Here is an 18,440-nt window from a genome sequence, read left to right on the forward strand (position 1 = left end):
AGCCGTATGAGGGAAAACCTCACGTACGGTTTGATGAGGAGGGACTGAAAGTAAAAGAGGAAGCCAGGAAGGCTCCCACTTTGAAATCAGTTTCTTACTCTACCAGGGAAAAACAAACACAAAATATAGGAAAAGTATGAAAAATCATATAAAATATAGTCATTCACAAATTTGTCACAAGGGGTAATAAATTATGGGCCAGAAAGTTGCACAGAAAGAAGACAGACACCTTCTTGGAAAAGCTTTATCACTTTATAAATTGATGTCCGCCAATAAAGATGAGGAAACAGCAGAAAAAATTAGGGATCTGGGAAGGAAAACGATTGGCGGAGAGTTCACCATCGCTTTTTGTGGTCACTTCTCAGCTGGGAAATCGAGTATGATCAACAGGCTGGTAGGAGAAAACATCCTGCCGTCAAGCCCTATTCCTACAAGCGCCAATTTGGTGCGCATCAAATCTGGAGAGGAATATGCGAAAGTATTTTTTAAAAACGGTGGTACAAGACTTTATCCTCATCCTTATGACTATGAGACGGTAAAGTCGTATTGCAAGGATGGAGATGAGATTGAGGCAATTGAAATCAGCCACGATGGAACAGAGTTCCTGAAGGATGCCATCATAATGGATACACCGGGGATCGATTCTACTGATGATGCCCACAGGATTGCTACTGAGTCCGCCCTGCATCTTTCCGACCTCATCTTTTATGTTATGGATTATAACCATGTTCAGTCCGAACTGAATTTTATTTTTACAAAAGAACTGACTGATGCAGGAAAGGAACTGTACCTGGTGGTCAATCAAATCGATAAGCACCAGGAATCAGAGCTTTCATTTGACCAATTCAAGGATAGTGTGGAAACTGCCTTTGCCGGATGGGGAGTCAAGCAATCAGGCATCTTCTATACTTCGTTGAGAAATGGAGAATTACCTCATAACCAGTTCGACGAGCTTCGCAGGTTCATGACTGCCCGCAAAGAAAAAAGGAAAGAACTTCTCCCTGTTTCGGTTTTCAGGTCAATGGAAAAGCTGTCGGAGGATCACTTGTCCTTCCTTTATCATCAAGTCGAGGAACAGGTGAACGAGAAAGAGGGCGTCCTCGGACACATCCCTTTGGAGGAAAGGGAGCAGCTATCAGCAAGGCTGGAGAAATTAATGAAAAAAAAGGAGCAGTTCATTGAAGATAGCAATCCGGATGCCAAATTCATCTCAGGCATAAATGAGATATTGAAGAATGCCTATCTCATGCCTTTCCAGACGAGGGAACTGGCAGAAGCATACCTGGAATCCATACAGCCGGGCTTCAAGGTGGGCATGTTGTTCTCAAAGCAGAAAACAGAACAGGAGCGCCAAGCGAGATTGGACCATTTTTACAAGGACCTTGAGGAAAGAGTTCAATCTCAGCTTGATTGGCATATCAAAGACTATTTGAGGAAGCTGTTTTCAAACCACGGGATCAGCCATCCTGAAATCTTGAATGCAGTCCAGGATTACAAAATTGATTTTGGCAAGGAATTGCTTTCCCAAGCAGTAAAAAGCGGAGCAAGATTATCTGGCGATTACGTATTGAACTATACAGATGATGTCGTACAAACGCTGAAAACCATCGCCAGGAAAAAACTTGATCCGATTAAGGAACTGTTCGTACGTCACGCCAGGGTGAATGCCGATGAGGAACTTGCAAATATCGCTGCTCAGGAAGTCAGACTGAAGGAACTGCTAACAGCATGGGCTGATCTATCATCCATCAAAGAGGGGTTGGCGGAGCAAAGACGAGAAGTTTCAGAAATATTATATGGCAATGGAAAGAACGAATTTGCTGACGAGGAACTGGCTGTCTTTGAAGACCAAAGCGAAGATCCGGAGGTGGTAATGAGTTCCCATCCTGACAATTCCAATCACCAGGTGGAGGAAGCAATGCCAGCGGAACATAAGGAACAAGTGGAGGAAAGAGAAGATGAGCTTGAGGATATCCACGATAAACACAGGAAACTAGTCGATAAACTGAACTTTGCTTCCTCACGGATCAATGGTTTCCCAGGACTGAAAAAAATCGCCAGGGAATTGAAGGATAAAGCAGCCAGGCTGAATGAAAAAGAGTTCACTGTGGCATTATTCGGAGCATTCAGTGCCGGGAAATCGTCCTTTGCAAATGCTCTTGTCGGCGAAAAGATTCTTCCGGTTTCGCCGAATCCGACCACTGCGGCAATTAATAAAATCAAGCCAGTTACAAAGGATCACCCGCACGGCAGTGTTATCGTCAAATTGAAAAATGCTGAAGAACTGATGGAAGAAGTGGACAGATCACTAAGGTTATTCGGCAAATCTGCTATCAGTTTTAAAGAAGCCCTCGAACAGATTGAACGTCTCGATTGGTCGGATTCGGGCTTCAATCCGGCTGAAAAAACCCATTACTCTTTCCTGAAAGCATTCTCCAGAGGATTCCGGGACTTAGGCAGTCAGTTGGGAGCCACTCTGGCTACAGACATGGAATTATTCCGGGAGTATGTTGCCATGGAAGAGAAATCGTGCTTTGTTGAATGGATCGAAGTTTATTTTGATTGCAGCCTGACCAGGGAAGGAATCACCCTTGTCGATACACCTGGAGCGGACTCCATTAACGCCCGGCATACAGGCGTCGCTTTTGACTACATTAAAAATTCTGATGCGATTTTATTTGTTACCTATTACAATCATGCCTTCTCAAAAGCTGATCGCGAATTTTTGATCCAGCTTGGAAGGGTGAAAGACACATTCGAGCTTGATAAAATGTTCTTCATTGTAAATGCTGTCGATTTGGCTGGGTCGCAGGAAGAACAGGATGCTGTCCTTGAATATGTGGAAGATCAACTTGTCCAGTATGGAATAAGGAAGCCTCATATCTATCCTGTCTCAAGCCTGCAAGGGCTGCAGGCAAAACTGAAGAAGAACAGCGACCCACTATTCAGCCAATTTGAGCAGGCATTTCATTCTTTCATTTCTTCAGGGTTGCTAAGGATGGCGATGGATGCAGCAGAATCAAAATGGCATCAGGCAGTCAACATGATAGAAGAAATGATTCATTCTGCTGAAGAGGATCAGGCATCCAGGGCAGAAAGAAAAAGGAAACTTCTTTCCGACCAGGAGCGGATGCAGCAAATCTTGAAAAAAATGAAGGGCGATCTCCTTCTTGACCGAATGGCATCGGAAGCGGATGAACTGACGTATTATATCCGCCAGAGGGTTTTTATCCGATTTGGTGAATTTTTCAGGGAATCATTCAATCCAGCCCTTTTAAAGGACGATGGGCGAAACTTAAAGAAGGCGCTTGAGTCTGCTCTTGATGAATTGATCGAAAGCATTGGTTTCGATTTGGCACAGGAAATGAGAGCGACATCCTTGAGGATGGAGGCTTTTATCGGGACCATCTTAAATGAGTTCCAGGATACAGTCATGGCTGAAATGAGCAAAATCAATCGAACTGTTTCCCTGGCAGCTAGTGAGCGAAGCGAATTGGCTGGCATCGATTTCGAACCAGCTTTCAATGATTTGGATCGTTCTGATTTTAAAAAGGCACTCGGAATGTTCAGGAATCCAAAAGCGTTCTTTGAAAAGAATGAAAAGAAGCTGATGAGTGATAGACTTGAACAACTATTCCAGGAACCTGCTGGAGATTATCTACAAAGAGAAAATGACCGGCTGAAAGACCACTATTCAAAAGAGACCGAAACTGCATTCAAATTAGTCGTGGCAGATTATTCGGAGCAAGTCAATGAATACTTTGAAGGGCTTACTGCCGCGCTTGCCGGCCAATTTTCAATTGACCAGGCGAGGGAAATGCTGCGAGAGTTGAACAACCATGAGTCTGGCCCGGGAATGGTTCAGTGATGAGGAACCGTTATCATGCCTGCGCCACATGTACCCACTTCAGAGCAATCAGAACAGGGGGCAAGATGAAGTATCACTGCGGGAGACTCGGGTACGAAACGAAAACGCATTATCAATTCAATTGCTGGAATCCAAAAGATAATGTGAAGAAGCTAATGGAGAACGGGCGATGAAAGTATTTGGAGGGATTTGATGAAACAGCATGTAGAACCGTCGTGGCTGAAGGACCGCCTTAATGATGGCCATATAAGAGTGGTGGATTGCAGGTTCAATCTTGGCAATCCGGATTCAGGCAGACTAGAATACCAAAGAAGCCATATTCCAGGTGCCGTTTATTTCGATCTGGAAGAGGACCTTTCAGGACCTGTGAGGGAACATGGCGGCAGGCATCCGCTACCAGATCTGGAAGAACTCAAAGCGAAATTGGAAAAGGCGGGGATTGAAAACGATTCGGTGCTTGTTGCCTATGATGCGAAGGAAGGGGCTTTTTCTTCAAGGTTTTGGTGGATTATGAATTATATTGGCCATGAGCAGGTTTACATCCTGGATGGAGGTTTGGAAGCCTGGAGAGAGGAAGGCTTCCTTGAGGATTCGCTGATTCCAGACTATCCTCCGTCTTCTTATACCATTTCAGTGAAAAGCGAAATGGTTGCCAGCTATGAAGAAGTAAGGGACATCGCCCTGAACGGAAAAGAAGGAACCATTCTTATCGACTCACGGGAAGAAAAACGATTTCTCGGTGAAGAAGAGCCAATCGATAGAATCCCGGGCCATATTCCTGCAGCAATCAACAAACCATGGATGGAAGGGTTCAAGAATGGCAGGTTCAAATCAAAAGAGGAACAGGTAAAAAGGTTTTCCGGGATCAGCAAGGATCTTTCCCTTATCGTCTACTGTGGTTCAGGGGTCACTGCGACACCTAATTATATTGCATTGAAAGAAGCCGGTTATGAAAATGTCAAGCTATATACTGGCAGCTACAGCGATTGGGTTTCCTATGAACATAATCCAGTCTCGAAAGGAAAGGAAGGCTGATGGATGCTCAGCTGAAACAAAAGGCCAACTATGATACAATAGAACGGATGCAACGCACTGCATCAGCGGTTTTGGACCGCTGGCAAAATGAATGATGGAGGTTCCAGTTTGGAAAAAGACAGAAATTCTACACTGATGCTAGTGGATGGAATGGCATTGTTGTTCAGGGCTTTTTATGCCACAGCAGTAACTGGCCAGTTCATGATTAATTCAAAAGGCTTGCCAACAAATGGAGTGCACGGCTTCATAAAACATTTCATAACAGCTATTTCAACCTTTAAGCCAACTCATACAGCAGTATGCTGGGATATGGGGAGCAAAACATTTCGTACTGAAATGTTCAATTTATATAAAGCGAATCGGCCGGAAGCCCCAGTTGAACTGGTTCCGCAATTCGAGCTTGTGAAAGAGGTCGTGGAATCCCTTGATGTCCCCAACATTGGGCTGCCGGGATACGAAGCAGATGATTGTATCGGAACAATCGCAAAAACAATCACAGATGTTGACACAGTTTCGATCCTGACAGGTGACAAGGATATCCTCCAATTGATCGACGACCGAATTTCCGTAATTTTACTGCAAAAAGGATATGGAAACTATTTAGTTCATAACCGTGACACTTTGTTTGCGGAGAAGGGGATTACGCCTGAACAAATAATTGATCTAAAGGCATTCATGGGGGATCCGAGCGACAATTATCCAGGTGTGCGCGGAATCGGAGAAAAGACAGCCCTTAAGCTGCTTCAAGACCATGGGGATGTGGACGGAGTGATCGCCAATCTGGATCAGTTGACAAAATCTCAGAGGACAAAGATTGAGGCAGATATGGAGATGCTCCATTTAAGCAGGCAGCTCGCTGAAATTAAATGTGATGTACCCGTAGAATGCAATCTGAAGGATGCCCTCTGCAGATTTGACAGGGAAAAAGCCATTGCCAAATTTCAAGAAGTAGAGTTAAAAGGTCTCCATCGCTTCCTGGAAAACGAAAGTATATACGCATAAAAAAGCGATATGGGACTGTTGACAATCTGATAGGAATCTGAAAAACCTGTGGAGAATTTATTCTTTACAGGTTTTTTCTTTAGGGGGATATATTATGTGGGTTCACAATGATGATTGTCAAAGTAAAATGGAGTTCATTGGCGTGAATCCTTTTGTTCCTCAAAAATAGTATGCTTCACCAAATCAGTGAGAAGATTGATTTTTTCGATTCATAATAGAAAGGAAAAATATTTTTCGAAACTTTGGGGGAAATCGATTCCGTCCTTTTATTTAGGCTATGTTATAGACCAGTGTTGATTATAAATGCCTGTTGGTTGGAACGGAAGGCACGCAGGCTCCTCGAAGATGCTAACGCAATTCCTTCGTGCTTGGGCAAACTCGAGGAAGCCCATCCAGTATCCAGCGGGAGTACGGGGCATGGGGGGGACACCACCCAAGAGGCGAAAAACGCCGAGGAGGCTAACCGGCACGCCTGCTGAAAGCGGTCGACTAAAACCGCGCAGCCTCCTGCGGCAAAGTCTGTACTAGGACTTCCTGACTGTCGAAGTGCCTGGAGTGGATATCAACATTCAAATTTAACATGGCCATGATTTAAAAAATGCTACTCATTGGTTATTTAAATTAGATTGATTCTTGAACAAGAAGTTCATTTTAAGATGCGCTGTGTTAGTTGAAGAAGTATGGGGAACCAAATGAAGGCTCCCCGATTTCTGTCTAAAATCAACATTCTAGTTTAATAAAACCTTTTACTTTGTATTTTTTTTCTTAGCAGCATTTTCAAGTTTTGATTTAGGTTCCTTGCTGAATTCGGTATCCGCCCCGTAGCCTTGTGGATTCACTCCTCGTGATGCCTTGTCTCTATTGTTAGTGCCCATTTAATGCCCTCCTCTATTTTTTTTGTTTAAAAATCCCGTGAAAAGAGAAATAATCAAGTAAGCTGTCCAATTTAAATAATCTTTCGACTTGGAAAAAAGAAAAAACTATGTGGCTTAAGGCGAAAGCTTCGGGAAGACGAGGATCCAAATCTTTTATATGTGGAATGACGGAGCCAGTCGCTAGAAGCTTTACTGCCATATGCCAATCTTCAGCCGCTGGCTATTGAAGTGCGCCTGAAGATGAAAATGCCGCAGGGCAGAAAAACACCAATGATGCTGTGTACGTTTTTAGGCTTCCTCTTGGTAGGATGCCCTAGCGCATTTCAGGTTATAAGCACCTAAGAATAATTGCGCTCATTTTTCTTCACAATAACATGGAGGTGACGGTTGTGAATAAAGGAGTACTTATTTCATTATCAAGCATCGGGCTGGCACAAGCCCTGAAAATACCTATCCATTATGCGAAAACGAAGGAATGGAAGCCGGAACTGTTTTTTGCTACTGGAGGAATGCCAAGCTCACATTCTGCTGGAGTATCTTCATTAACAACATATATTGCCTTGAAAAAGGGGGTACCAACGGTTGATTTCGCCCTCTCGCTAGTGTTTGGAATGATTGTTATGTATGATGCCCAGGGAATCAGGAGGCAGACCGGGGAGCTTACATTGAAGGTGAATGATCTCGACGAGCTAATCGACAAAATTCATGAGGATGACCCTGTTGAATTCGAGGAGAAATCACCTAATCCATTGAAGGAGATGCTGGGACATCAGCCTAAAGAGGTTCTTGGCGGGGCCCTGCTCGGGGCACTAATGGGATTTTCCGGCTACCATTTAGCAAAAAAACGGTAGAAAAACGTCGGAATTTACGGTAAGATTTTTATTAGAAGAAAGGTGTGCAGAGAGGATGGATCCAGTCAGTGCGGAAAGTAGAAGATTATCTGCTTCATTTAAAAAGTAAGGGATTTCATTTGCGCGAAGATGCTGTTGGTTTCATTTACTTCGGCCAGCAGTATACGAATTCATCAGATGAAATCACGAATGCGGCGATTGAACTTACCCTAAAGGCTCAAAAGAATTTTGACGGAAGTTTTTATATCTCATTGCTCGAAACATTTGCTTCTAATAAAATCAATACCCGTAAAGCGGCGATCCGGTTCCTTAGGGACAAACAGCTGCTGGCAATATGAAAAAGGCTGGCTCCATAGCATTTCATGCGTTGGAGTCAGCATCTTTTTTTATGGTGAATTTCTTTGCAATGTAATCTAACCGCCCGGGAGGCAATTCAGCAAATACCATTCCTGCAAAAATGAGGACACAGCCTGCAAGCCCGATTGGCGCAAGCCGTTCTCCTGCGAAGAAGAAGCCAGTGATTGCAGCAAACACTGGTTCCATAGCGAAAATCAAAGCAACGCGGGTTGCTGTTGTGTGCTTCTGGAAATTCGTCTGGATAAAGAAAGCAAGCGCTGTTGCCAGGACAGACGTAACCAGCAGGGCGATAATCACTTCAGCCGAAAAAATGACTTCTGGTTTGAACGCATTTTGCCAGTCTTCAAAAACAAATGATGATATGCCGGATAGGATGGAGACAGTCAAAATCTGTACGGCAGTCAGCAACAAGGTTGGAAAGCTGCTGCTGTATTTTCCCGTGAATAAGATATGGAGTGCAAATCCAGCAGCACAAATCAAGACCAGCCCATCTCCAACATTCAGGGAGGATATATCGGACATTGTTAAAAGGTATAGACCTGCTGTAGCCGCGGTAACGCCGGCAACTGAATGGATGCCCGGCCGCTGTTTCATGACCAAGGTCATCAATACGGGGACAAGGACGACACTCAGTCCAGTAATGAAACCAGCTTTTGATGAAGTTGTGTACAAGAGCCCGAGTGTTTGGAATGCATATCCGATGAACAGCAAGAAACCAAGCATTACACCTGATATCACAAGGTTTTTATCAAGTTTTTTCAGCTGTTCCCGTTCAAAGACGGCCAGCCATGCAGCTAAAAGGATGGCAGCAAACCCGAACCTGATTCCATTGAATGAAAATGGTTCGAGGAAAGAAATCGCATTTTGGACAATGACGAATGTTGCTCCCCATATCAACGCAACAAACAAAAGACTTAAATCTGCAAAGGTAGACGCTCTGATCATGTTTCCGTTCCTTTCATATTGTGGATTATTCTTGCTGCCTTTCTCGCCAGTTCATCCGCTGTTTTATTTTCGCTTGAGGGAATCCATTTCATGAAAAAAAGTTCAAATTGGCTTGACAGCTGTAATGCCTTCTCCAAAAGCGGTGCGTACATGTTGTTTTTTACAAACTCCTTTTCAACGGCTGCATTGACAAGCTGGGAGTCAGTGCGGAAGGAAACAACTGTGTAGCCTTTTTCAAGACAGATTTCCAAAGCTTTGATAAAAGCATGATATTCGGCTTCATGATTTGTCATGACTCCAAGAGGGATGGAGTATCTGGATACATCGCCATCCGCATTGATGAAAATGCCGGCACCGCTCGGTCCTGGATTCCCTGCACTGGAACCATCAATATATACTTCGATCAATGATCGAACCCCCCATTGTTTATTCGAATAATACATAGTGTATCATAATAGCACGCCGTAAAATAAAAAAATGCCATCCGTGTCGAGTCGACTACGCTGGCCAAATCGTCAGTCCTTATGGTAACAGCCTTGGAAAATGGACAAGATAAACTATAATAATCCTAACGGCTATAAGGACGGTAATCCTGAAAAGATTGTGAGGATCGAATCATGAAATATAGATTGGAATGGGAATTCAAAGCAAAAACGATGGGAAAAATCATGTTCACATCTGACTTTCTTGAAGGCGAAACTGCGCTGCAAGCCGCAGAAGAGCTTGAAAAGACAGGGAAAGCTGGGGAAATCACGTTCATTGATGAAATCGGCACCATATGGAATGTGAAAGAAATGAAAAAGCTTCTTGCAGAAGTGGAAGAGGAACCCCATGACCTGCGCGTATATTTTGACGGTGGATTTCAAAAAGAGACATACAAAGCAGGACTGGGGATCGTCGTTTACTATAAACAGGGAAAGAAAAAATACCGGCTGCGCACTAATCATGTATTTGATGAATTGGAGACCAATAATGAGGCTGAGTACGCTGCTTTGTATTACAGCCTGACCATTCTCGAAGAACTTGGTGTCCGGAACATGTCCTGCGAATTCATCGGGGACTCGCAGGGAGTGCTGAAACAGTTGGAAGGAGAATGGCCCTGTTATGAAGATACATTGAATCGCTGGCTTGACAGGATTGAAAACAAGATAAAAGAACTTGGTCTTTATCCAAAATACAGTTCCGTAAGCAGGAATGAAAATAAGGAAGCGGATAAATTGGCAGCACAGGCACTTCAGGGGAAAATGATCAACAGCAAAATGCAGATATTATGATGCCTGCGGGAAAGGCGGGGGAAAGATTGACACGGAGTGAAATTCTTGCTGAGCTCGAAGCCTTGCTCAGCACCTACTGCAACGGATGCTTCCTCAAGAAACATCATAAAAAGGAAAAGGGCAGAAGATATGCCCATCGATTTTGTATTACGGAATGCACTGTAGGGCGACAAATCAAATCATGCGGAAACCGGCTGCCCAAATAGTGAACAGGGACCAGTTTCCGTTCCACTTCAATAAAACAAAAAGGCTGGCAAAATGCCAGCCTTTGAATTTTTGAATTATAGTTTAACGACGTTTGCAGCCTGTGGTCCGCGGTTACCTTCCACGATTTCAAAAGAAACTTCCTGTCCCTCTTCAAGTGACTTGTATCCTTCTCCCTGGATTGCAGAGAAGTGTACGAATACATCATCGCCGCCTTCTACTTCGATGAATCCAAATCCTTTTTCATTGTTGAACCATTTTACTTTACCGTTTTGCATGTTAAACTTTCCTCCCATGTCTCTCGAGACACATTCTCTGTGTCAAAGTTGAATATTATCATTCATAGGAAATGCCTGCAAAGGTAACGGAGCAAACATATTTCTATTAAATGATGTATTAAATATACCAATAATGGGCATGGTCAGTCAAGATTTGTAAGGAGATAATAAAGTAATTATCTCAAGATTTCATTTTTTGAAAATAAATAGAATTTTAAAGGGCTACCGTTTCAATTTTGGAAAATATTTGTTATTATTTTCTTAACTTTAGCATTTGCAGGAGGGTATTTATGAAGAAAGCCACTCCATCCACGTTCATGTCCTTAACGAATCAGGAAGTCGAGACGCTTCTTGATACGATCAGGAACAGCCCAACCGTATTCGAGCAGCAAGGCAAGTATGAAGAGACGATGATTGAGGACGTCTCGCGAAAAATTGACCAGGCTTCAAGGCAAATGGAAGAAATATTTGAAGGTATCTTTGCAACCGGTACAGTCCCGATCAAGGAAATCAAGGACGAAATACTTCCTGTAATCATGCAGGCTGCGGAAATTCCGCATATCTACCATTTATTCTATGAATTGAAAAGCAAGGATGAATACACATACAGGCATACTGTGTGTGTGGGCATCATTTCTGCAATGATTGGGAAATGGCTTGAATTAAGCGAGCCAGACTTGATGGCCCTTTCGCTTGGGGGAACTCTGCATGACCTAGGGAAGGCAAAAATTCCAGGGGAGATTCTTAATAAACCTGGCAGGCTCACCCAGGAAGAATACCGGGAAATGAAACGGCATACAATCTACGGATACCAGCTGCTTCGAAATATCAGTGAACTTGATAAGAGAGTGGCGTTAATCGCCCTTCAGCATCACGAACGCGAGGATGGGGGAGGCTATCCCTTCGGTTTGCTCGGCGGGAAAATTGACAGGCTGGCCAAGATTGTCGCGATCGCGGATGTCTATCACGCAATGTCATCATCCAGGGTATACCACCAGGCGGAACCATTCCATATTGTCATTTCCCAAATGCAGAGTGATGTTTTTGGCAAGTTCGACCCGGAAATCATGCTGGTATTTCTTTTCCGGATCATGGATAGCCTTGTTGGCCGGCGCGTGCTGCTCAGCAGCGGCGAAGTGGGGAGGATCATCAGAGTCGATCCATATGAACCATTGAGGGCATTAGTGCAATCCGGGGATGCACTCATTGATTTGAGGCTGAACCGAGGGCTCAGGATCTCACGTGTTTTAAATGATTCAATCGTAGAGGTATAATCGGGTTCTGTCCTTCATACCTTTCAAGAGTAGGATATGATATGAAAAAGGGTGAGGGCATGTACCGTTTTTCAATTGGCGATGAGGACTGGGTGATTGTTTTTTCTCAGCATCTTTCTCTTGAAAAAAATGAAAAAGACGCAGCTATACATTCCATTGCCATCATGGGTCCTCGTTGGTCAGGTTTTTCCCATGGAGAGTCGTTCGTGCTCTTCCTTGATCAAATCGGGGCGGTTGTCATCAGAATCGAGAAGATTCCATCCCTCATTTTGACTGTTTCTGCGGTGGTGCCGAGGAACAGGTGGTTTATAAAAGATCATAATAATATAATACCTATTGAGGATTGACTCCAAGGCAGCTGTTAGAACAGCTGCCTTTATCTTTGTCCATCGGTTGAGGAAGAGATAAAAGTCCTTTACGCTTCGGAATCCAAACATTTAAAATAGAATAGGGTTTTTAAAATGAACGATAGGAGGAAGCCATGAAATTAATCATTGCGGAAAAGCCTGACCAGGGCAGGACGCTAGCCTCCGTTTTCAAAACAAAAAAGGGAGAAGGTTTCATCGAAGTCCTTCCGAATAGCACTTTTCCAAAAGGAGCTTTCGTGACTTGGGCGATTGGCCATCTGACAGAGCTGTCAGCTCCTGAGGAATATAATCCCGCATGGAGAAAATGGTCGCTTGATATGCTGCCAATCATACCTGGCCAATTTCAATACAAAGTCGTCAAATCGAAAGCAAAACAATTCAACATCATAAAAAAGCTTGCCACCGATCCCAGAGTTACGGGAATCATCCATGCCGGTGATGCCGGAAGGGAAGGTGAACTGATTATCAGGAATATCCTTCGCCTGGCCGGGTGCTCCAAGCCGATGAAGAGGCTGTGGATTTCCTCGCTGACACCGAATGCTATCAAGGAAGGATTCCAGAAACTTCTGAATGAAACAGAAACGAAAAATTTGTACTTTGAAGCTTATACTAGAGCATGTGCCGATTGGCTCGTAGGAATGAATGCTTCAAGGCTATATTCGATCCTGCTCCAGAAGAAAGGGTATTCAGATGTTTTCTCCGTTGGCAGGGTTCAGACACCTACATTGGCTTTAATTGTAAAAAGAGAACTGGAGATTGAAAACTTTGTTTCTGAACCCTTCTGGGAGGTCCATGCAAAGTTCAATGTCAACGGCAAGAAATATAGCGGAAAATGGGAGAAAGATGGTGATTCAAGAATCAAATCCAAGGAGCTTGCTGAAAAAATCTCCTCATTCTGCATTGGGAAAAGGGCTGTAGCCGCGGAAGTCAGCTCAGAGAAAAAAGAATTTCTGCCTCCCTTATTACACAACCTTTCCGCCATCCAGGCCGAGGCGAACCGAAGATTCAAAATGTCCCCTAAAAAGACTCTTGATGTTTTACAGGGCCTATACCAGAAAGGGATTGTGTCCTACCCCCGCTCCGATTCCAGGTATGTGACTCCAGGAGAAGCAGATGGGTTCCCGGCAATCTTGAGAAAGCTGGAATCGTATCCAGAATATGAATCGTTATTCCCCTTGCCAGTCCCTATGATCAAAAACAGCAAAAGATTCGTAAATGAAAAGAAGGTTACGGATCACTATGCCATCATACCGACGGAGCAAGTACCGCCTCCCGGAAAGCTTTCAGGTGACGAACAAAAGCTTTATGACCTGCTGGCAAGAACATTGATTGCGGCCCACTATGGGCCGAATAAGATGGAATACACGACAATCAAAACTCTGGTCGAAGGCAGGGCAGAGTTCATTTCCAAAGGAAAAGTCCAACTAGAAGAGGGATGGAAGAAAGTACTTCCCCAGAAGGAAACTGACAAGGAACAGGAACTGCCTCCGATCCTGCAAGGCGAGACAGGCTCCGTCATGAAAACGGAAGTGAAGGAGAGCAGGACACAGCCGCCGAAAAGGCTGACCGAAGGACAATTGATCACACTCATGAAAACAGCTGGAAAACATCTCGATGACAAGGAGCTTGAGAAAGTGCTGATGAAAGCCGAGGGACTTGGCACGGAAGCGACAAGGGCGGGAATCATTACAATGCTGAAAGACAGGGCGTATATTGATGTACGAAAAAATCTTGTCTATGCTACAGCCAAAGCAAAAATCCTGATAACAGCCATAGGCGGACAGGTACTTGCTTCCCCTGAAATGACGGCGAAATGGGAAAAAAGGCTGCATGAAATCGGCGAAGGCGAAGCATCACCGAAACAATTCATCGAACAAACTTCCAAGATGATCCGGCACCTAATCGGTGAAACTTCCCAAGAGGCTGAACAATGGGAATTCGAAGATGAACTGACTGATGCTTTCGTACCGGGAAAAAGGCGAGGCGGATCCAAGAGGAGAATAAGTTTCGGGCAATGCAAAAAATGTGGGGGGATGGTTGTGGATAAGGGGACGTTTTACGGCTGTTCCAACTATCCAAAAACAAAATGCAACTTCACGCTTTCCAAGAAAATCCTCGGCAAGACCCTTACGCAGAAAGATATCAAAAAGCTTTTAACAGAGGGAAGGACGGATGTGATTAACGGCTTCCTGGGCAAAGAGAAGCCATTCAATGCCAGTCTTTACTGGGATGGTCAGGAGAACAGAGTCAAGTTCGATCTGCCAGTACATTCGGCCAGGCAGGAAGGATAACTCCTTGTCACTGCTGTCTTTCTATAGTACACTTTAATGTGGCTATCGTTTTATCATTGGAGGTCAAGGGATGACAACACCTAGTATGGAAGATTACATTGAACAGATATTTAAATTGATTGAAGAAAAGGGCTATGCTCGCGTATCCGATATTGCCGAAGCATTGGCAGTCCATCCCTCCTCGGTAACCAAAATGGTCCAGAAGCTTGATAAGGACCAGTTTTTAGTCTATGAAAAGTATCGGGGCCTAATGCTGACCCCAAAAGGATTCAAAACAGGAAAACGGCTTGTATACCGCCACGAGTTGCTGGAACAGCTCCTGAAAGTCATAGGGGTGAAGGATGAGAATATCTATGACGATGTTGAAGGGATCGAGCACCACCTAAGCTGGGATGCCATCGACAGGATCGGCGACCTCGTCCAGTTTTTTGAGGAGGATCCTGGCAGGGTAGAAGCATTGAGGGCAATCCAGAGGAAAAATGAAGAATGATATAGAGGGGAACACCTGACGGATGTCAGGTGTTTTTTTACTTTCAGACCGTAATACAGCTTTGAAAAACGCTTTGCGCCTCCGATGGGGACAAAGCATTATATTTCGTTTCTCCGCAAATTCCCGGCTCAAGGAAGTGCGAAGGCCCTCAGCCCAATGAGAAAAAGGTTAATTAAATATCGGTCGGCGATCGCAAAAAACTCTCCATGATTGAACCGGAACGACCTTTGTTACACAAACACAGATGCGCTCCCTTTGAAGGTGCTGGGAATAGTGAAAGGTACCGCAAGAGCAGAATGCACCCCCTTTTGAGGCACTGGGAGTAGTGAAAGGTACCGCAAGAGGGGCATGCACTCCCTTTGGGGCCGCCGGGAGTAGTATAAGGTAACGCAAGTGCAGTATGCGCTCCCTTTGAAGGCACTTGGAGCAGTGAAAGGTACCGCAAGAGGGGAATGCACTCCCTTTGAAGGCACTTGGAGCAGTGAAAGGTATCGCAAGAGGGGAATGCACTCCCTTTGAGGGTGCAGTGAGTGTAGAAAGGTACCGCAAGAGGGGGATGCACTCCCTTTGAAGGCACTTGGAGCAGTGAAAGGTACCGCAAGAGGGGAATGCACTCCCTTTGAAGGCACTTGGAGCAGTGAAAGGTATCGCAAGAGGGGAATGCACTCCCTTTGAGGGTGCAGTGAGTGTAGAAAGGTATCGCAAGCACGGAATGCACTCCCTTTGAGGGTGCGGGGAGCAGTGAAAGGTATCGCAAGAGCGTTTTGCACTCCCTTTGGGGCCGCGGGGAGTAGTAAAAGGTAACGAAAGCGCAGTATGCACTCCCTTTGAAGGTGCGGGGAGTGTAGAAAGGTATCGCAAGCACGGAATGCACTCCCTTTGGGGCCGCGGGGAGTAGTAAAAGGTAACGAAAGCGCAGTATGCACTCCCTTTGGGGGTGCAGTGAGTGTAGAAAGGTACCGCAAGAGCGTTCTGCACTCCCTTTGGGGCCGCCGGGAGTAGTAAAAGGTAACGCAAGAGGGGCATACACTCCCTTTGAAGGCACTTGGAGCAGTGAAAGGTATCGCAAGAGCGTTCTGCACTCCCTTTGAAGGCACTTGGAGTAGTGAAAGGTACCGCAAGAGGGGCATGCACTCCCTTTGTAGGCACTTGGAGCAGTGAAAGGTACCGCAAGAGCGTTCTGCACTCCCTTTGGGGCCGCCGGGAGTAGTAAAAGGTAACGCAAGAGGGGCATACACTCCCTTTGAAGGCACTTGGAGCAGTGAAAGGTACCGCAAGAGCGTTTTGCACTCCCTTTGGGGCCGCGGGGAGTAGTAAAAGGTAACGCAAGAGGGGCATACACTCCCTTTGAAGGCACTTGGAGCAGTGAAAGGTATCGCAAGAGGGTTCTGCACTCCCTTTGGGGGTGCAGTGAGTGTAGAAAGGTATCGCAAGAGGGTTCTGCACTCTCTTTGGGGGCGCCGGGAGTGTAGAAAGGTACCGCAAGCACGGCATGCACTCCCTTTGTTTGTATATCTAGGAAAGTTATTTTTATGATTCATTGCTGGCGCTTTTTCGGACTTGTCCAGCCATAGGCTTTCTTTAATAAATAGGGGGATATTGTTCGAGTGCCGGTCCCTCGCTGGACATTAAAACACCAATCCCATCCGTGTCCATGGTTAGATGAACACCTGTGATGATTCCCTCTGCAGCTTCGGCAAGGGCTTTGCGATATGAAATGATCCTTCCGCTTGTGGTCTGGAAGCTGATGATCCTTCCATCATGATTCTTATGGATTGCTATTAATTTTTCCTGGTTCATTGCAGTCACTCCTTTCATTCTCCTAGTCTTGCTCTTTTTCCTGGAAAATAAACAAAAGGAAAAAGGTGATTTTTAGCGAAATGGTAATGAAGAGATTATCTATATAAAAATGGGCAGGTGGAAACATGGAAACATTCAACTGGACAGAAGAGGCTGAAAAACAATGGGATGAAATGGCGGGTTCCTGGAATTCCCGCAGCAGGGAAATGTGGGAGACTGGCAGCCGAAAAGAGATTATACCTTTCGTCAATCAATATCTTCCCCAGGGAGCAGCAGTTTGTGACCTTGGTTGTGGCGATGGTTCTGGCACAGAAAAATTGGCAAGGGCAGGATATATTGTGACTGGGATGGATGTTTCTGAGGAAATGCTTGGCAAAGCAGTGGAAAATCTCAGGGATTGCGGTGCCCGTTTCAAGAAAGGAGATCTTTTAAAAACCGGATTCCCCGAAAGTTCTTTTGATGCAGTTCTTGCAATCAATTCCGTGGAATGGACTAGCAGCCCTTTTGCAGCTTTGAAAGAAATGGAGCGAATCATCAAACCAGGGGGATTCGCCTGTATTGGAATCCTTGGACCTACAGCGGCTCCAAGGAAGAACAGTTATCAGAGGCTATACGGAAAAGAAATTACCTGCAATACCATAATGCCATGGGAGCTTGAACAGCTTGCAGAGGAGAATTCATGGAAAAAAGCCGGCGAGTATGGTGTGTATAAAAAGGCTGCAATGCAGCTATCACTCGGTTCATTGCCGGTAGTTCTCCAGCAGGCATTGTCATTCATGTGGGTGTTCATGTTCCAGTCAGGCAAAAGGGAGGAATGAGCAGATGGGACGATATTCCTTGGAGGAATTCGTTAGCAATACAAAACAGGAGGATAGAGGAGAAGGGCTATTTGAGCTAGAAACACCGAGAATGCTTGAAGTCAACCTGGAAGGAAGGGTATGGGCAAAAGCAGGTACGATGATATCTTATCGGGGATCTGTCAAATTTGAGAGAGAAGGGATCCTTGAACATGGAGTAGGAAAAATGTTCAAAAAAGCTTTGACAGGGGAAGGCACAGCATTGATGAAAGCAACCGGAAACGGGAAACTGTACCTGGCTGACCAGGGGAAGGTAATTTCGATTATTCAGCTCCAGGGTGAGTCGATCTTTGTGAATGGGAATGACCTTCTTGCTTTTGAGCCTTCGATTGCCTGGGATATCAAGCTGATGAAGCGTGTTGCCGGAATGCTATCAGGTGGTTTATTCAATGTCCGGCTTGAAGGGAGAGGCATGGTGGCGATCACCTCCCACCATAAGCCCCTCACCCTTCAGGTCACAAGAGAAGAGCCTGTATACACGGATCCGAATGCCACGGTCGCCTGGTCAGGCGGTCTCCAGCCAGAATTTGTGACGGACATTTCATTGAAGACATTCCTTGGGAGAGGAAGTGGGGAATCCATTCAAATGAAATTCAGCGGTGAGGGGTTCGTGGTGGTCCAGCCATATGAGGAAGTATATTACAGTCAGCAGACGTAAAAGAAACAGAGGC

Annotated in this window: 18 protein-coding genes; 13 read left to right on the forward strand and 5 right to left on the reverse strand. The window is 45.1% G+C overall.

Annotated elements, in window-relative coordinates:
• Nucleotides 1–193: 193 nt before the first annotated feature.
• The 3 genes from JJQ88_RS06970 to JJQ88_RS06980 all read left to right on the forward strand — a co-directional run bounded on the left by JJQ88_RS06970 (nucleotide 194) and on the right by JJQ88_RS06980 (nucleotide 5,905).
• Nucleotides 194–3,868 (forward strand): dynamin family protein, encoded by a 3,675-nt coding sequence (locus tag JJQ88_RS06970; protein ID WP_210365020.1) that lies wholly within the window; start codon nucleotides 194–196, stop codon nucleotides 3,866–3,868.
• A gap of 192 nt (nucleotides 3,869–4,060) precedes the next feature.
• Nucleotides 4,061–4,903, forward strand: a complete 843-nt coding sequence (locus JJQ88_RS06975) for a sulfurtransferase (RefSeq protein ID WP_210365021.1) — start codon at nucleotides 4,061–4,063, stop codon at nucleotides 4,901–4,903.
• Between the two features lie 135 nt (nucleotides 4,904–5,038).
• On the forward strand, nucleotides 5,039–5,905 hold the full coding sequence (locus tag JJQ88_RS06980) for a 5'-3' exonuclease (protein WP_246860979.1): 867 nt from the start codon (nucleotides 5,039–5,041) through the stop codon (nucleotides 5,903–5,905).
• Between the two features lie 746 nt (nucleotides 5,906–6,651).
• Here the strand turns inward: JJQ88_RS06980 and sspL are convergent.
• On the reverse strand, nucleotides 6,652–6,780 hold the full coding sequence (sspL, locus tag JJQ88_RS06985) for a small, acid-soluble spore protein L (RefSeq protein ID WP_210365023.1): 129 nt from the start codon (nucleotides 6,778–6,780) through the stop codon (nucleotides 6,652–6,654).
• A gap of 389 nt (nucleotides 6,781–7,169) precedes the next feature.
• Here sspL and JJQ88_RS06990 point away from each other — a divergent pair, with 389 nt between their 5' ends.
• Together JJQ88_RS06990 and JJQ88_RS06995 are read left to right on the forward strand one after the other, a co-directional pair.
• Nucleotides 7,170–7,631, forward strand: coding sequence for a divergent PAP2 family protein (locus JJQ88_RS06990; protein ID WP_210365024.1), 462 nt, complete (start codon nucleotides 7,170–7,172; stop codon nucleotides 7,629–7,631).
• Nucleotides 7,632–7,699: 68 nt separating this feature from the next.
• Nucleotides 7,700–7,969: a DUF6123 family protein gene (locus JJQ88_RS06995; RefSeq protein ID WP_210365025.1), complete on the forward strand. Its 270-nt coding sequence runs from the start codon at nucleotides 7,700–7,702 to the stop codon at nucleotides 7,967–7,969.
• A gap of 22 nt (nucleotides 7,970–7,991) precedes the next feature.
• On the opposite strand, the gene JJQ88_RS07000 is transcribed toward JJQ88_RS06995, so the two are convergent.
• Together JJQ88_RS07000 and JJQ88_RS07005 are read right to left on the reverse strand one after the other, a co-directional pair.
• A complete protein-coding gene (locus JJQ88_RS07000) occupies nucleotides 7,992–8,933 on the reverse strand; it encodes a DMT family transporter (RefSeq protein ID WP_210365026.1) in 942 nt (313 codons plus the stop codon).
• Nucleotides 8,930–9,340, reverse strand: coding sequence for a reverse transcriptase-like protein (locus JJQ88_RS07005; protein WP_210365027.1), 411 nt, complete (start codon nucleotides 9,338–9,340; stop codon nucleotides 8,930–8,932). Before JJQ88_RS07005 ends, JJQ88_RS07000 begins: the two co-directional genes overlap by 4 nt.
• Before the next feature lie 210 nt (nucleotides 9,341–9,550).
• On the opposite strand from JJQ88_RS07005, the gene JJQ88_RS07010 reads away from it, so the two are divergent.
• Together JJQ88_RS07010 and JJQ88_RS07015 are read left to right on the forward strand one after the other, a co-directional pair.
• Nucleotides 9,551–10,207, forward strand: coding sequence for a reverse transcriptase-like protein (locus tag JJQ88_RS07010; protein WP_210365028.1), 657 nt, complete (start codon nucleotides 9,551–9,553; stop codon nucleotides 10,205–10,207).
• Nucleotides 10,207–10,413, forward strand: coding sequence for a zinc-finger domain-containing protein (locus tag JJQ88_RS07015; RefSeq protein WP_349237106.1), 207 nt, complete (start codon nucleotides 10,207–10,209; stop codon nucleotides 10,411–10,413). The genes JJQ88_RS07010 and JJQ88_RS07015 overlap by 1 nt, the downstream gene beginning before the upstream one ends.
• Nucleotides 10,414–10,488: 75 nt before the next feature.
• Here the strand turns inward: JJQ88_RS07015 and cspD are convergent, their stop codons facing one another.
• Entirely contained in the window at nucleotides 10,489–10,689 is a 201-nt protein-coding gene (cspD, locus tag JJQ88_RS07020) for a cold-shock protein CspD (RefSeq protein WP_042355328.1), read from the reverse strand.
• A gap of 290 nt (nucleotides 10,690–10,979) precedes the next feature.
• Between cspD and JJQ88_RS07025 the strand changes: the two genes are divergently transcribed.
• The 4 genes from JJQ88_RS07025 (at nucleotide 10,980) to mntR (ending at nucleotide 15,112) form a co-directional block, all read left to right on the forward strand.
• Nucleotides 10,980–11,963, forward strand: coding sequence for an HD-GYP domain-containing protein (locus JJQ88_RS07025; protein ID WP_210365030.1), 984 nt, complete (start codon nucleotides 10,980–10,982; stop codon nucleotides 11,961–11,963).
• Nucleotides 11,964–12,004: 41 nt separating this feature from the next.
• Complete coding sequence (locus JJQ88_RS07030; RefSeq protein WP_246860973.1) at nucleotides 12,005–12,310, forward strand: hypothetical protein; 306 nt, start codon at nucleotides 12,005–12,007, stop codon at nucleotides 12,308–12,310.
• A 134-nt stretch (nucleotides 12,311–12,444) separates the two neighbouring features.
• Entirely contained in the window at nucleotides 12,445–14,622 is a 2,178-nt protein-coding gene (locus tag JJQ88_RS07035) for a DNA topoisomerase III (RefSeq protein WP_210365031.1), read from the forward strand.
• A 70-nt stretch (nucleotides 14,623–14,692) separates the two neighbouring features.
• Nucleotides 14,693–15,112: a transcriptional regulator MntR gene (mntR, locus tag JJQ88_RS07040; protein WP_210365032.1), complete on the forward strand. Its 420-nt coding sequence runs from the start codon at nucleotides 14,693–14,695 to the stop codon at nucleotides 15,110–15,112.
• Between the two features lie 1,581 nt (nucleotides 15,113–16,693).
• Here mntR and JJQ88_RS07045 read toward each other — a convergent pair.
• A complete protein-coding gene (locus tag JJQ88_RS07045) occupies nucleotides 16,694–16,912 on the reverse strand; it encodes a DUF3892 domain-containing protein (protein ID WP_210365033.1) in 219 nt (72 codons plus the stop codon).
• Nucleotides 16,913–17,037: 125 nt separating this feature from the next.
• Here JJQ88_RS07045 and JJQ88_RS07050 point away from each other — a divergent pair, with 125 nt between their 5' ends.
• A complete protein-coding gene (locus JJQ88_RS07050; RefSeq protein ID WP_210365034.1) occupies nucleotides 17,038–17,730 on the forward strand; it encodes a class I SAM-dependent methyltransferase in 693 nt (230 codons plus the stop codon).
• 4 nt (nucleotides 17,731–17,734) lie between these two features.
• On the forward strand, nucleotides 17,735–18,427 hold the full coding sequence (locus JJQ88_RS07055) for an AIM24 family protein (protein WP_210365035.1): 693 nt from the start codon (nucleotides 17,735–17,737) through the stop codon (nucleotides 18,425–18,427).
• Nucleotides 18,428–18,440 lie beyond the last annotated feature (13 nt).

The organism is Bacillus sp. REN3, from assembly GCF_017912555.1.
Classification (GTDB): domain Bacteria; phylum Bacillota; class Bacilli; order Bacillales; family Cytobacillaceae; genus Mesobacillus.